Raw genomic sequence first — 14,323 nt, 5'->3', positions numbered from 1 at the left:
CTCTCGATTAATAAAACTATACTGGGGTATAGTATATAGCATCCTTGTTTTCAGGAGAAATCCATGCCATCCCTCGCCTCATCCCACTGCCACCACCCCGTCGTCCACGAAGGGAATCCCCTGGCCGAACAGAAGACCCGCTGGGCCGTGCTGCTCACTGTCGTCATGATGGTGGCGGAGATCGGTGGCGGCTGGTTCTACAACTCCATGGCGCTGCTGGCCGACGGCTGGCACATGAGCTCCCATGCCCTGGCCCTCGGCCTCTCGGTGCTGGCCTATCGCGCTGCCCGCCACTTCGCGCGGGATCACAGGTTCAGCTTCGGTACCTGGAAGATAGAGGTGCTGGGGGGCTTCAGCAGCGCCCTGCTGCTGGTGGGGGTGGCGGGATTGATGCTGTTCGAGTCGGTGGCCAGGTTGCTGGACCCCAGCCCCATCCATTATCAGCAGGCGATCGGCATTGCCCTGCTGGGCCTGCTGGTGAATCTGGCCTGTGCCTGGCTGCTCAGGGACGATCACGGCCATCACCATGGTCACGACCACCATCACGGTCATCACGACCACTCGCACGATCACCACCACGGCCATCAGGATCTCAACCTGCGCGCCGCCTACCTCCACGTGCTGGCGGACGCGGCCACCTCGGTGCTGGCGATTCTGGCGCTGGTGGGAGGCATGTTGTGGGGGGCGGACTGGCTGGATCCCCTGATGGGCATCGCCGGGGCCGTGCTGGTGGCGGTGTGGGCCAGGGGGCTGCTGCGTGATACCGGGCGCGTCTTGCTGGATGCGGAGATGGATGCGCCCCTGGTGGACGAGATCCGCGAGGTGATTGCCGAGCTGCCTGGCGCCGAGATCCGCGATCTGCACGTCTGGCGGGTGGGGCAGATGCAGTATGCCGCCGCGATGTCGTTGCAGATGGCGACCCCGGTCCCGGCACAGGCGATCCGCGAGCGCCTCGCCATCCACGAGGAGCTGGTGCACCTGACCATCGAAGTGTCTGCCGACTGACACCCCTGGCGGGTGTCAGCGGGGAGGCTCGCTCCCCTGATCCTGCCAGAGGGAGCCCAGCATCAGCCTCAGCAGCAGTCCCGGCGGGTCGTCGAGCAGGCGGCCCGGCTCCAGCAGCAGGTGGCCGTCGGCACGAAAGCCCAGGCTGGCGTGGACCTTGCCTTCCTCGCCACACACCTGGAGGAGGCCGTTCAGGGACCCCCTCTCGCCGGGTTGACAGCGCAGCCGCAGCTCCCGTGGTTCCCCCAGCAGGGTGAAGGCGCGGGCGAGGGGAGGGCTCTCTTCATAATCCGGCCAGTTGAAGAAGTGATAGCGTTCGGCGAGCACGCCGGCCTGCTGGCAGAACTGATCGAACAACTGGGCAATGCCCTGATACTCCTGGTCCAGCCGCCTGGCCTGCTCCTCAATCCGTTTCATCACCCAGCCCCCTCTATCCATTTGATTGGACATTGATTTCGTCACTCGCTCCCCTCTTCCCGCTGGTATGGGCCGAAAGCGGTGCCAGGTCTGTGAGCGCGATCGAATTTTCGTTATGAAAACGTTATCTTGTTGATGCGGATTGGTTTTTTTTGCCCATCCGCTCACATTTACGGCAATTCCCGCTGATTAATATGACACCGCTCGGCAATGACCGGGTACTCGGATATCGAGACTAACTACAGCGGGAATTATAAAAAAATGGATATGAAAAAGACCAAAGTGGCGCTGGTAACAGCCTCACTGCTCGCGCTTTTGTCAGGCTGTAACGACAACAGTTCTTCTGCTCCTGCCCCTCAGGATGAGCCCGTCGCTCGTCTTCCCAACGTCCAGCCCCCGGCCGAACTGCTGACGGCCGGCCCCGACGAAGCGGTCATCGCCCTGGTGGATACCCAGACCAGCGCGGCGCGCGGTGTCACCGGCCCGTTCGCCAGCCACAGCCTGCACCTGTGGAACAACGATGCCTGCAACTCGACCTCGGAGGGCGGCCTCAACACCGGTTGGGATGACAAGAGCAAGACGCCGTCCGCGGCGGACAGTTTTGGTCCGGCCTGGGTCGTACCGCTCTCCAAGATGGAAGGCTGCATCAACTTCATCGCCCGCAACGGCGATCTCGCGAACCTGACCGGCAGCGACATGAAGGTGGTCTTCAGCGATCACCCGGATCGCACCGTGGCCATCGTCGCCGGCAAGAACGAGATCTTCGGCAGCCGGGCGGAAGCCTTCACCGCCGCCTTCGGCGTGGCGGGGGCCAGTGCCCACCTCATCGACGACAACACCCTGATTTGGCAAGGGGGCAAGGACAAGCCCTATGTGCGCCTCTACTACACAGAGTCAGGCACCATCACCGCAAACAGCGAGGGTGTATTCGATTTCCCCTACCTCAAGCTGACTCCGACCAGCCTGACCGAAGAGCAGCAGGCCAAATACCCGCACCTCAAGGATGCCGCCGCCTTCGCCCTGCCTGCGGGGAAAGATCTCAAGCCCCTGCTCAAGGGTGAGCTGGTCGCCATCGGGACCGATGCGGACGGCATCCTGCAGGGGGCGACCCTGGTGCAGAGTGCCGGTGCCCTCGATGCCCTTTACAGCGAAGCGGCTACCAAGCTGGCCTACGGCGCCGTGGTGGAGGGAGGCAATGTCACCTTCCGGCTCTGGGCACCGACTGCCAAGTCGGTCAAGCTGGCGCTGTTCGACGAGCAGCACAAGTCGCTTGGCGAGCGCGCCATGACTCTGGACGAGGCCAGCGGCAGCTGGAGCGTGCAGGGGGGCAGCGATCTTGTCGGCAAATACTACCGCTACGACATCCAGGTCTATCACCCGGTCAGCCGCAAGCTGGAATCCTATCAGGTGACCGACCCCTACTCCCTGAGCCTGGCGATGAACTCCGAGTTCAGCCAGGTGGTGGATCTCGACGATCCGGCCCTCAAGCCGGAAGGCTGGGACAGCCTCAAGGCGCCCCACAGCCAGAAGAACCCCGCCGACATCACCATCTATGAGGCCCACGTCCGGGATCTGACCGGCAACGACGAGTCGACGCCGGTGGAGCACCGCGGCAAGTTCCTCGGGCTGACCGACAGCGACAGCGTGCCCGTCACCCACCTGAAATCCCTGGCCAAGAGCGGCGTCAGCCACCTGCACCTGCTGCCGGTGTTCGACATCGCCACCGTCAACGAAGATCCGGCCAAGGTGGCCAACATCGGTGATGACTTCAGCAAGCTGTGCGAGGTCAATCCCGAGGTCAAGAACTCCAGGTTTGCCAGCCACTGTGGTGGCGGCGAGACCATCGAAGCCGTGCTCGGTGATCTGCAAGCCAGCGACAGCAAGGAAAACCCCGTGGTGCAGGAGCTGTACGGCTACCTGCGCGGGGTGGACTCCTTCAACTGGGGCTATGACCCCTACCACTACACCACCCCGGAAGGCTCCTACGCCACCAATGCGGAGGGGACGACCCGGATCAAGGAGTTCCGCGAGATGGTGCAGGCCATCAAGCAGAACATCGGCATGAACGTGGTGATGGACGTGGTCTACAACCACACCAACGAAGCGGGTCTCGGTTCCAAATCCGTGCTCGACAAGATTGTGCCCTGGTACTACCAGCGCCTCAATCCGGAGACCGGTTCGGTGGAAAACTCCACCTGCTGCTCCAACACGGCGCCGGAACACGCCATGTTCGCCAAGCTGATGGATGACTCCCTGGTCACCTGGGCGCGGGACTACAAGATCGATGCCTTCCGCTTCGACCTCATGGGCCATCACCCGAAAGATCAGATGGTGCAGGCCCTGGCCGAGGTGAAGAAGGTCAATCCGGACATGTACTTCTACGGCGAGGGGTGGAACTTCGGCGAGGTACAGGATGACAAGCGCTTCGTACAGGCGACCCAGAAGCACCTGGCCGGTACCGGCATCGGCTCCTTCTCCGACCGGCTGCGTGATGCGGTGCGCGGCGGCAGCCCGTTCGACGGCGGCGAAGCCATTCGCAAGACCCAGGGCTTTGGCAACGGCGCCCTGGTGGATGCCAACGAGCTGGACGGCGTCGATCTCGCCACCGCCCTGCATCAGTCCGATCTGGTGCGCCTCGGCATGGCGGGCAACCTCAAGGAGTTCGTGCTGACCGACAAGGACGGCATTCCGAAGAAAGGCTCCGACATCGACTACAACGGTCAACCGGCGGGCTATGCCCAGGATCCGACCGAAATCCAGAACTATGTCGACAAGCACGACAACCAGACCCTGTTCGACAACCTGGTGTACAAGGCACCCGACGGGGCCGACCTGGTGCGGATGCAGGGGGTCTCTCTGGCGACCGCCATGCTGGGTCAGGGCATTCCCTTCACCCACGCGGGTGTCGAGCTGCTGCGTTCCAAGTCCATGGAGCGGGACAGCTACGACTCCGGTGACTGGTACAACCGGGTCGACTACACCCTGGGCGACAACAACTTCAACAAGGGCTTGCCGCGCAAAGACAAGGACGAGGCCAACTACGAGCTGCTCGAGCAGGTGCTTGGCCAGCACGCCAAGCCGGGTTCGGCCGAGATGCATCAGATGGTGAACTTCTACCAGGAGCTCTCCGAACTGCGTCAATCCTCTCGTCTGCTGCGTCTTGGCAGCGGCGCCGAGGTGATCAAGCGGGTCGACTTCCGCAACACCGGCCCTGAGCAGATCCCGGGTCTCATCGTGATGAGCGTGGATGACGGGGTGGGCGCCGGTGCGGATCTGGATCCGGCCATCGACGGCCTGGTAGTGATGATCAACGCCACCAATCAGCCCCAGAGCATCGGCGATTTCCGTGACGGCAAGGATCAGCCCATCGATCTGACCGGCATGGTCCTGAGCGGTGCCCACCGTGACTCCGACAGCATCGCCAGCGGGGCGGCCAATGACAGCGGTCAGCTGACCCTTGGCGCCTGGTCGGCGGCGGTGTTCATCAAGCCGCAGAGCGGTGCCCAGGGCGCGGGGCTGCCGGTGAGCAAGAAGACGGATCTGAGCACCTTGCCTCCCTTCGGTGACACCGAGGTGTTCGTGCGCGGTTTCCTGAATCAGTGGGATCCGGTCAACAAGATGAACTTCAGTGGCAATTTCACCTATGAGTTCACCACCGAGGTGACGGCGGATCAGCTGGGGTCGACCCAGGTGAAGATCGCTGGCAACGAGTGGAGCGGCCCCGTCAATTACGGCAAGTGCAGCGATACCGACCAGCTTGCGACCGGCCAGGTCAATACGCTCTGTGCCAATGGCGGGGATCTGCCGTTCAACGTGGAGAAGGCTGGCACCTACAAGTTTGTCTTCACCGCTATGAACAAGGACAAGCCCACCCTGAGCGTCAGCTACACCGAACCGGCGCAGAGCTGCAAGGTGCTGGATACCGTCGCGGGCAATCCGCTCGGCTTCCCGCTCTATGTGCGCGGCAGTCTGAGCGACTGGAACGCCCAGCCGGCCTACCAGCTGAGCTACAAGGGGATGGAAGGCAACCTCGCCATCTACCAGGCCGCCTTCAACTACGCGGGCAGCTTTGACTTCAAGTTTGCCAACGACGATGGCAACTGGAGCAAGCAGTTCTTCGTGAAGGATGCCGGTGGCACCCTGATCGCACTGGAGCCCGAGCAGGTTTACCCGCTCCAGCACGGCGACGGTGGCATGGGCAACAACAGCATCACGCTGGAACAGGGTCTGTGGAGCTTCCTGGTGAAGGTTGACCCGACACAGACTTCCGGCGAGGTGGGCAGCGTCATCATCCAGGAGTGCAGCGCCAAGTAAGTCTTTCCCATCGAGCCCGGGGCTGGCTCGGCAGCCCCGGGTTGAATTCCGCCTCGCCAAGGGCGGGATAACACCGAGAGAGTAAGCAAAGCGCGACTGCCGACCGGCAGCCGCGCTTTTTCTTTGCTGTGGGCGAGGCAATAAAAAAGCCGCCCCGTTGGAGCGGCTGTTGGTTGTGCAGTTTACGGCCGGCCTAGCGTTTTCGCAGCAGGCGCAGAGCGTTGGCGGTGACCAGGGCGGTGGCGCCGGTGTCGGCTAGCACCGCAATCCACAGGCCGGTGATGCCGAGCAGGCTGGTGACCAGGAAGATGGCCTTGAGCCCCAGCGCCAGCGCGATGTTCTGGTGGATGTTGGCCAGCGCCGCGCGGGAGAGCCGGATCATGGCGGCGACCCCGCCGAGCTGGTTGTGGGTCAGCGCCGCATCGGCGGTCTCCAGCGCCACGTCGGTGCCACCTCCCATGGCGATGCCGATGCTGGCCCGCTTCATGGCCGGGGCGTCGTTGATGCCGTCGCCGATCATCGCGACTTTCTGGCTGAGGCCGAGCTTGGCGATCTCATCGACCTTGCCCTCCGGCAGCAGGCCGGCGCGCCAGCCCATGCCGAGCTCGCCGGCGATGGCCTCGGCGGCGCGGGGGTTGTCACCGGTCAGCATGATGCTCTGCAGGCCGAGCTCGCTCAGCTCTTGCAGCGCCGCAGCCGCCTCCGGCCGGATCTGGTCGCGCAGGGCCAGCAGGGCGGCCGGGGTGGCGTCAGGCTGACCGAGCACCACCACCGTCTTGCCTTGCTGTTCCAAGGTGGCGACCCGGGCCTGCATCGCGGCATCCAGAGTAGCGACCCGGCTCGGTGCCAGCAGCTGCCAGAGGGTGCCGTCGATGCGACCTTCCACGCCCATGCCGGGCAGGGCGCGCAGCGCCTGGGCGGCAGCGAGGCTGAGGCCCCGTTCGCTGGCCGCCGTCACCACGGCGCGGGCCAGCGGGTGGTGGGAGCCCTGCTCGATGGCTGCCGCCAGCGCCAGCAGGTCGGCCTCAGGCTGGCCATTGAGGCTCACCAGTTCGGTCAGTTGCGGCTTGCCCAGGGTCAGGGTGCCGGTCTTGTCAAAGGCCAGGGTATCGATGTGGGCGAGGCGCTCCAGGGCGGCGCCCCCCTTGATGAGGGCCCCCTGCCGGGTGGCTGCCGCCAGCGCCGAGGTGACCGCCGCCGGGGTGGAGATGACCAGGGCGCAGGGGCAACCGATCAGCAGCAGCGCCAGCCCGCGATAGACCCACTCGTCCCAGCTCTGGCCGAAGGCGAGCGGCGGTACCAGCACCACCAGCAGGGCGACCAGCATCATGGCCGGGGTATACCAGCGACTGAAGCGGTCGATGAAGCGCTCGATGGGGGCGCGTTGGGTCTCGGCCTCCTCGATGAGGTGCAGGATGCGGTCGATGGCGTTGTTGCCGGGTTCGGACACCACCTCGAGGCGCAGCACCCGATCCGCCGCCAGACTGCCGGCGGGGACCTTGTCACCCCGGCGGCGCTCCACCGGGATGGATTCGCCGGTCAGGGCGCTCTCGTCAAAGGCGCCGAGGGGGTCGAGCAGGCGGGCATCGGCGGCCAGGCGGGCGCCCGGGGCGATTTCGATGATGTCACCGGGGCGCAGCTGGTCGGCAGCGACTTCTTCCCGCACCTCGCCCTCGGCAGTGGTGCGGATGCGCAGCGCCTTGTCGGGCACCAGCGCCATCAGGGCGGTGACCCCGGCGCGGGCGCGGCCAGCGGCGTAGGCTTCCAGATGTTCCCCCAGCATGAACAGCAGCAGCACCATGGCCGCTTCGGCGGTTTCGCCGAGGAACAGGGCCCCCACGGCGGCGACCGTCATCAGGGTCTCGATGGCGAAGGGGGAGCCGCTTCTGGTCAGTGCCCACGCCTTGCGGGAGATGGGCCACAGCCCCCAGAGAGTGGCCAGGGTAAACAGCGGCTGACCGATCTGGCTCGGCAGCAGGGCCGCCATCCCCATCAAGCCGGCGAGCGACAGGGGCTGCCAATACTTGGCGAGCAGGGTCTGCAGCGGGCCGCGCTCGCGGCCGGGCTGCTGCTTGCCGCTGCGCTCGCTCTTGAGCTGGAAGCCGGCGGCCAGCACGGCGGCGGTAACGGGGTCGGGGGAGAGGCCGGGGGCCAGATCCACCACCAGCTTCTCGGTGGCAAACAGCACCCGAGCCTGCTGTACGCCCTCCAGCCGGCTGACGGCGGTCTCTATCTTGCGGGCACAGCTGGGACAATCCATGCCCAGCACCTGCCAGCTATGGCGGCGGCTGTTCTGCTCGGGGGTCGTCAGCGGCGGCTCGGTCGCGGCGGCCGTGTGGGCGTGCCCCTGCTCATGATGATCGTGGTCGTGGTCGTGGTCGTGGGCTGTGTCGGTGGCGCAAGCGCCTCTGGGGGGCTCTTCATCACCCGGGCCGTCTGCGCCACTTTGCCCCTGATGATCGTGGTGGGTCGGGTTGGCGACACCACTGGCCTGTGCCCCGTTGTCGCAGCAGTGGCTGGTGTGGCTGTGCTCGGCCTGTGGGGTGACGGCCTTGCTGACGGCCTTGATGGGGGCGGCGGCGTGTTGATGGCTGCAGCAGGATTTGCTCATGATGCGTTCCTCTTGAGGGATCCCGCCCCTGCGGGATCCTGGATGACTGAGCCGAGTGTAAACCTTGGTGTAAAGTCCAAGGTCAAGCCCTCTTCTCCTCTTTGTCCGGGTCCATGCCAGTGGCCGCTGATCTGCCCCTGGAGCAGGGGGATGCAAAGGGATGCCAAATCCCTTTCATTAGCGGGTGTTTGTCATCCCGTGGCGGGCCTATACTGGGGACCCTGGATCCCACATCAATTATCAAGGACCTAACATGAGCAATACCGTCACCCTGCAAGGCAACCCCGTCTCCGTCTCCGGCCACTTCCCCGTTGCCGGTGAGCAGGCCAAGCCCTTCTCCCTGGTTGCTGGCGATCTGTCCGATGCGACCCTGGCGACCTTCGCCGGCAAGCGCAAGATCCTGAACATCTTCCCGAGCGTCGACACCCCGACCTGCGCCACTTCCGTGCGCAAGTTCAACGAGCAGGCAAGCGCCCTGAACAACACCGTCGTGCTGTGCATCTCCGCCGACCTGCCGTTCGCCCAGGCCCGTTTCTGCGGCGCCGAGGGTCTGGACAAGGTGGTGAACCTCTCCACCCTGCGCGGTGTCTCCTTCCTGCAGGACTACGGCGTGGCCTTCTCCTCCGGCCCGCTGGTGGGTCTGGCTGCCCGTGCCATCGTGGTACTGGATGAGCACGACAAGGTGCTGCACAGCGAGCTGGTGGCCGAAGTCGCCGACGAGCCGAACTACGCCGCCGCCCTGGCCGTTCTGTAAGTCGCGCCACAGGCTGATTGCCTGACGGCCTGCCCCGTTCACACGGGGCAGGCCGTTTTTATTGCGCTCCCGAACCTTTTACTTATGGGGTGGGTCTGGCTAGACTTCGCCTCCACATCCTCGTTCAGCCTGTATCTGCGATCCCCATGACGTTTGACGAACTCGCCCTTGACCCCGCCCTGTTGCCCCTGCTGCCCGCCGCGCTGGAAAAACCGACCCCCATTCAGCAGCTAGCCATTCCTGCTGCCTTGTCAGGACGGGATCTGCTTGCCCTGGCCAGGACCGGCAGTGGCAAGACCCTGGCATTCGGCCTGCCGCTGCTGCAGAGGCTGGACGCAGCCAGCGACCGGGTACAGGGATTGGTACTGGTCCCCACCCGGGAGCTGGCAAGCCAGGTGAGCGCCGCCCTGCAGGAGATTGCCGACGGGTTGGGGGTGCGCCTTCTGACCCTGTGTGGCGGGGTGGCCCAGGAGTGGCAGGAGCGGGAACTGGCTCTCGGCCCCCAACTGCTGGTGGCGACACCCGGACGGTTGCGAGACTTGCTGGCCCAGCAGGCGCTGGGGCTGGGTGCCCTGCGCATGCTGGTGCTGGATGAGGCGGATCGCCTGCTGGAGATGGGGTTCTGGCCCGATATCCAGTGGCTGATGAAGGCGATGCCGGAGGCGCGGCAGCAGATGCTCTTCTCCGCCACCTTGCCGGTCGAGCTGGAGAGCCTGGCCTCGGGCCTGCTGCAGGATCCGGTGCGCATCGAGGCCGAGCCGCTCAACAGCCTGGTGAGCGACATCGAGGAGCGGCTCTATCTGGTCAACAGGAGCAGCAAGGTGCCTGCGCTGATCGCCCTGCTGGAGGCCGGAGAGTGGCCCCAGGTGCTGGTCTTCATCAGTGCCAGGGACGACGCGGACGGGGTGGCCAAGAAACTCGCCAGGGCTGGCATGACGGTGGCGGCCCTGCACGGAAACAAGGATCAGGCCGTGCGGGAGCAGGCGCTGGCGGATTTCAAGGAGGGCAGGGTGCGGGTGCTGGTGGCCACGGACCTGATGGCGCGCGGCATCCACGTGGAGGCATTGCCGGTGGTGATCAATCTGGATCTGCCGGACCATGCCCCCGTCTACGTGCATCGTATCGGTCGTACCGCCCGTGCCGGGCAGAGCGGTCTGGCCATCTCCCTTACCTGCCACGGGGATGGGGAGGCGCTCGAGGGGATCCGGGCCCTGACCGGTCGGCCCCTGCCCCTGGCGGCGCTGGCAGGTTTCCCGGTGACCGACAAACCCGCCAGCGGGGAGAGCAAACGGGCGCCAAGAGACAAGCAGGCGAACCGTCGCACCCAGGGCAAGCGCAGCATCAAGCAGTTCAAGGGCAAATCCTGAGACGGACTTCTTGCCCCCGGCGGGAGCCTGTCGTCGTGAAGGAGAGGAGAGATCGGCAGCGCGCCCGGGGGCGCGCCAAACTACACGGCAAGGGGGTCAGTCGTGGAACTGGTTGATCAGGCGGGAGAGGTTTTGCAGCCGCTCCACCAGCAGGGTGATGCCATCGAGGGCTTGACGGCTGTTGTCCGCGGTGTGGCTCGCCAGTTGGTGGATCTGGTGGATCCCCTGATCCAGGGTGCTGGTGACATCCGCCTGCTGGCTCACCGCCTGGGCTATCTCGTCGCTAGTGTGGGTCACCCGGGCCAGCATCCGGTTGATCTGGTCGAGCACCTCGGCGGTGGCCCCCATGTGCTGCTGGCAGAGCACTGATGTCTGGGCCCCCTGCTCCATGCCATCGGACAGTTGCCGGGTGCTCTGCTGCAGCGCCCCTATCATGTCGCTTATCTCGCCGGTGGAACTGCGGGTCTTCTGGGCCAGGGCCCGTATCTCGTCGGCCACCACCGCAAAGCCGCGCCCCTGTTCACCGGCCCGTGCCGCCTCGATGGCCGCATTGAGGGAGAGCAGGTTGGTCTGATCCGCAATCTGCCCGATCACCTCCAGAATGCCGTTGATTTTCTGGCTGTCCTGGGTCAGGCGCGCCAGCACGCCCTGGCTGGCGTCCAGCTCCTGATGAAGCCTGTCGACCGAATCCCGGGTGGTGGCCAGCGCCTGCTGGCCACTGGCGGACACCTGCTGGACCTCGCCCACCAGCGCATTGGCCTGGTGGGCATTGTCAGCCACATCGCGGATGGACTGACTCATCTGGGTGATGGCCGCCGCCAGTTGCTCGCTCTGGGCCCGCTGCTGTTGCAGGTGAGTGTCTATGGTCTGGATATGCCCCCTGTCATCTTCCGCCGCCTGCAGGATCTGCTGGTTGGTGTCCGCGCTGCGACCTACCACGGCGCGCAGCTCCGCCTTCTTCATGCGCAGCAGCAGTTCAAGGGCGGCCAGGCTGTCCTGACGCCTGGCATAGAGTACCTGGCAAAGGGCGCTGCCCTGCTCCTCGCCCGCCATGGCCAGCAGTCTGGCCAGCCGCCGTTGCAGATGCCAGCCATGCCCCATCTGGGCCAGCAAGCAGAGCAGGGTGATGACTCCCCACCCCGGCTGGCCGGTGACCAGACTGGCCCCCATGCCGAGCAGGGCGGTGCCAGAGAGCAGCAGACACAGCTGCCCCGGCTCCAGGGTCAGCCGGGTCAGCCAGGGCAGTGCCTTGCCGTCACGGATCCGGGCATAGAGCTGCTCTGCCCAGGCGATGTCGTGATCCTGGGGACGGGTGCGGACAGACTGGTATTCGATGATCTGCTGCTGATCGTTGAGAATCGGCGTGACGTAGGCGTTGACCCAGTAGAACTGACCACTCTTGGCGCGGTTCTTTACCAGCCCCATCCAGCTCTTGCCTTGTTGCAGGCGGCGCCACATGTCGGCGAACGCGGCCTTGGGCATGTCGGGGTGGCGGACCAGATTGTGGGGCTCCCCTTCCATTTCGGTCGCGCTGTAGCCCGCCACATCGCAAAAGTGCTGGTTGGCATAAGTGATGTGACTGGCGGGATCCGTGGTCGAGATCAGTGATATGTGATCGGGGAAACGGATCTCCCCTTCGTGCCGGGTTGTGGTCATGTGCGCATCCTGAATGAGCCAAGTAACTGATAAAATTATTTTTTATTTTTGTGATTGTTACGGCGTCATTGTAGATGCGGACTGTTGCACCACCTTGGCTTGGGTCAATAAATCAACACGGGAAAGGCTGAAAAAAGTCGTAGATGGCGGCTCAGCCGCGGGGAGTGAAGTCGTGGATCTCCCCCGTCCTCGGCTTGAAGCGGGGGTCATTGTCTTCTGCGCTGGCGACCCAGGCCATGGCCTGGCAGAAACTCTCCTGCTTGGCGAAGGCATCCCGGGCCTGATCGATGGCTCGTTCGGCATTGCGTCGCTCCATCTTGCTGGCCTTGCGGTCGCTGAACTGCTTCTGCTGGCTCAACATCCATTCGAGGAAGGCCTGGCGGCATTCGGTTTCATCGGTGGCCTTGGCGGGAAGGGCAACAAACAGGGCAATCAGGAGCAGAGCACGCATGGCAGGATCGGATCACGGGGTTGATGAATGAAAAGAGGCGGCATTTTATGCCGGGAACTTGAACAGGAACAGTGCCAGGAGGGGTCAGATGTCCCGACCCCTCCCCGGACTCAGTGTTTGACGAGGTAGAGCTGACGGCTGTAGGCCACATCTTCCGGGTTGTTGATGGGATACCCCTTGAGCCAGGGCTTGATGAGCCGGGCATTGGTGTACTGGTAGATGGGGGCGATGGGGGCCTCCTTCTGCAAGATGGCCTCGGCCTCATCAAACAGGCGGGCTCGTTCTGCGGGATCCTGACTGTTGGCCGCCTGCGCCAGCAGCTTGTCGTAAGCCGGGTTGGCGAACCGGGCCATGTTGCCGCTGTGGCCCGATCCCCAGAGCCCGAGGAAGGCGGAGGGGTCGTTGTAATCGGCGACCCAGGAGGAGCGGATCACCTCGAACTGGCCGCTTTGACGGCTGTCGAGATAGGTTTTCCACTCCTGGTTGGTGAGCTCGACCCGGGCCCCCAGTTTCTGTTTCCACAGGTTGGCGATGGCCAGCGCCATCTTCTTGTGAATTTCCGCCGTGTTGTAGAGCAGGGTCAGCCTGAGGGGATTGCTTGGGCCGTAGCCCGCTTCTTTCAGCAGGGCTCTGGCACGCTCGTCCAGCGCTTGCTGACTGCTGGTGGAGAGCAGATTGGGCTTGGGGTCGAAGCCGGCGGTCACGTCCGGGGTGAAGTGGTAGGCCGGTTTCTCCCCGGTGCCCAGCACCTTGTCGGCAATCAGGCCCCTGTCGATGGTATAGGAGAGCGCCTGGCGAACCCGTACATCATTGAGGGGCGGGCGCTGGGTGTTGAAGGCGTAGTAGTAGGTGCCGAGCTGTTCCGGGGTATAGACCTCCCCCGGGATCTGGGCCATCAGGCTCTGGTACTGCTCCTTGGGGAAGGATTCGGTGATGTGCAGATCCCCGGCCAGATAGCGGTGGGTGGCCGCGCTCTCCTGGTTGATGGGCACGAAGGTGACGCGGGTCAGCACCGTGTGGGCGCGATCCCAGTAGTAGGGATTGGGCGTCAGCTCCAGTTTCTCGTTCACCACCCGGTGACTCAGCACGAAGGCGCCGTTGCCCACCAGCTTGCCGGGCTGGGTCCACTGGTTGCCATATTGTTCCATGCTGGCCTGGTGCAGGGGCGACAGGCTGGGATGGGTCAGCAGGCTCAGGAAATAGGGCACCGGCTGGGAGAGGGTCACCTTCAGGGTATGGTCATCGACGGCCTTCACCCCGAGTGCATCGGGGGCCAGTTTGCCTGCCACTATGTCGTCCACCTTGTCGAAGCGAGCGAGCTGGGCGAACCAGGCGAAAGTGGCGGCTTCCCTGGGGTCAACCAGCTTGCGCCAGCCATAGACGAAGTCGGCGGCGCGCACGGGGTCGCCGTTGGACCAGCGGGCATCCTGCCTCAGGTGGAAGGTGAATGTCTGGTTCCCCTCGTTGTCCCAGCGGGATGCCACCCCGGGCAGCACCTTGCCGTCCGGCCCCTGGGTCAGCAGCCCCTCGTAAAGGTCCCTGAGGACCTGCAGCTCCGGCAGTCCCACCAGCTTGAGGGGGCTCAGGCTCGCCGGTTCATCCTTGAGATGACGGACGACGGCCTGTTCGGCGGCGAGTGGGGTGCCGGGCGGCACATCGGCGGCCTGGACGCAGGCACAGCCCAGCAGGGCCAGCAGGGGGCTCCATCCTTTCATGGTGAATCCTTCAAAATGTGTGAAGCGGGGAGA

9 protein-coding genes are annotated in these 14,323 nt (G+C 64.6%); 4 read left to right on the top strand and 5 right to left on the bottom strand.

Annotated elements, in window-relative coordinates; genetic code table 11:
* The first annotated feature begins 63 nt into the window (after window positions 1–63).
* The gene (dmeF, locus tag AB5Y53_RS03890; RefSeq protein ID WP_103260817.1) at window positions 64–1,005 is read left to right on the top strand and encodes a CDF family Co(II)/Ni(II) efflux transporter DmeF; all 942 of its coding nucleotides are present in this window, start codon (window positions 64–66) and stop codon (window positions 1,003–1,005) included.
* A gap of 15 nt (window positions 1,006–1,020) precedes the next feature.
* On the opposite strand, the gene AB5Y53_RS03885 is transcribed toward dmeF, so the two are convergent.
* On the bottom strand, window positions 1,021–1,422 hold the full coding sequence (locus tag AB5Y53_RS03885; protein WP_201927438.1) for a hypothetical protein: 402 nt from the start codon (window positions 1,420–1,422) through the stop codon (window positions 1,021–1,023).
* 261 nt (window positions 1,423–1,683) lie between these two features.
* Here AB5Y53_RS03885 and pulA point away from each other — a divergent pair, with 261 nt between their 5' ends.
* Entirely contained in the window at window positions 1,684–5,736 is a 4,053-nt protein-coding gene (gene pulA / locus AB5Y53_RS03880) for a pullulanase-type alpha-1,6-glucosidase (protein WP_368181157.1), read from the top strand.
* Window positions 5,737–5,929: 193 nt separating this feature from the next.
* Here the strand turns inward: pulA and AB5Y53_RS03875 are convergent, their stop codons facing one another.
* On the bottom strand, window positions 5,930–8,347 hold the full coding sequence (locus AB5Y53_RS03875; RefSeq protein ID WP_368181156.1) for a zinc/cadmium/mercury/lead-transporting ATPase: 2,418 nt from the start codon (window positions 8,345–8,347) through the stop codon (window positions 5,930–5,932).
* A gap of 253 nt (window positions 8,348–8,600) precedes the next feature.
* On the opposite strand from AB5Y53_RS03875, the gene tpx reads away from it, so the two are divergent.
* A complete protein-coding gene (gene tpx / locus AB5Y53_RS03870) occupies window positions 8,601–9,101 on the top strand; it encodes a thiol peroxidase (protein WP_010672853.1) in 501 nt (166 codons plus the stop codon).
* 146 nt (window positions 9,102–9,247) lie between these two features.
* Window positions 9,248–10,468 carry a DEAD/DEAH box helicase gene (locus tag AB5Y53_RS03865; RefSeq protein WP_368181155.1) on the top strand — a complete coding sequence of 407 codons (1,221 nt, stop codon included), beginning with the start codon at window positions 9,248–9,250 and terminating at the stop codon, window positions 10,466–10,468.
* 96 nt (window positions 10,469–10,564) lie between these two features.
* Here AB5Y53_RS03865 and AB5Y53_RS03860 read toward each other — a convergent pair whose 3' ends face one another.
* The 3 genes from AB5Y53_RS03860 to AB5Y53_RS03850 all read right to left on the bottom strand — a co-directional run bounded on the left by AB5Y53_RS03860 (window position 10,565) and on the right by AB5Y53_RS03850 (window position 14,290).
* Entirely contained in the window at window positions 10,565–12,124 is a 1,560-nt protein-coding gene (locus AB5Y53_RS03860) for a PAS domain-containing methyl-accepting chemotaxis protein (protein ID WP_042864414.1), read from the bottom strand.
* 151 nt (window positions 12,125–12,275) lie between these two features.
* Window positions 12,276–12,575 (bottom strand): hypothetical protein, encoded by a 300-nt coding sequence (locus tag AB5Y53_RS03855; RefSeq protein ID WP_323922242.1) that lies wholly within the window; start codon window positions 12,573–12,575, stop codon window positions 12,276–12,278.
* A gap of 110 nt (window positions 12,576–12,685) precedes the next feature.
* Entirely contained in the window at window positions 12,686–14,290 is a 1,605-nt protein-coding gene (locus AB5Y53_RS03850) for an ABC transporter substrate-binding protein (protein WP_368181154.1), read from the bottom strand.
* Between the last annotated feature and the right edge of the window lie 33 nt (window positions 14,291–14,323).

Source organism: Aeromonas sp. R7-5, from assembly GCF_040908015.1.
Taxonomy (GTDB): Bacteria; Pseudomonadota; Gammaproteobacteria; order Enterobacterales; family Aeromonadaceae; genus Aeromonas; species Aeromonas caviae.
Note: the sequence above shows the minus strand (reverse complement) of the source record. Positions and strands in the feature narration are given on the sequence as shown.

What these genes read in the sequence shown, in the direction of transcription:
- dmeF (WP_103260817.1), top strand. Translation starts at nt 64, where the DNA reads ATGCCATCCCTCGCCTCATCCCACTGCCACCACCCCGTCGTCCACGAA.
- AB5Y53_RS03860 (WP_042864414.1), bottom strand. Translation starts at nt 12,124, where the DNA reads ATGACCACAACCCGGCACGAAGGGGAGATCCGTTTCCCCGATCACATA.
- AB5Y53_RS03885 (WP_201927438.1), bottom strand. Translation starts at nt 1,422, where the DNA reads ATGAAACGGATTGAGGAGCAGGCCAGGCGGCTGGACCAGGAGTATCAG.
- AB5Y53_RS03850 (WP_368181154.1), bottom strand. Translation starts at nt 14,290, where the DNA reads ATGAAAGGATGGAGCCCCCTGCTGGCCCTGCTGGGCTGTGCCTGCGTC.
- AB5Y53_RS03855 (WP_323922242.1), bottom strand. Translation starts at nt 12,575, where the DNA reads ATGCGTGCTCTGCTCCTGATTGCCCTGTTTGTTGCCCTTCCCGCCAAG.
- AB5Y53_RS03875 (WP_368181156.1), bottom strand. Translation starts at nt 8,347, where the DNA reads ATGAGCAAATCCTGCTGCAGCCATCAACACGCCGCCGCCCCCATCAAG.
- pulA (WP_368181157.1), top strand. Translation starts at nt 1,684, where the DNA reads ATGGATATGAAAAAGACCAAAGTGGCGCTGGTAACAGCCTCACTGCTC.
- AB5Y53_RS03865 (WP_368181155.1), top strand. Translation starts at nt 9,248, where the DNA reads ATGACGTTTGACGAACTCGCCCTTGACCCCGCCCTGTTGCCCCTGCTG.
- tpx (WP_010672853.1), top strand. Translation starts at nt 8,601, where the DNA reads ATGAGCAATACCGTCACCCTGCAAGGCAACCCCGTCTCCGTCTCCGGC.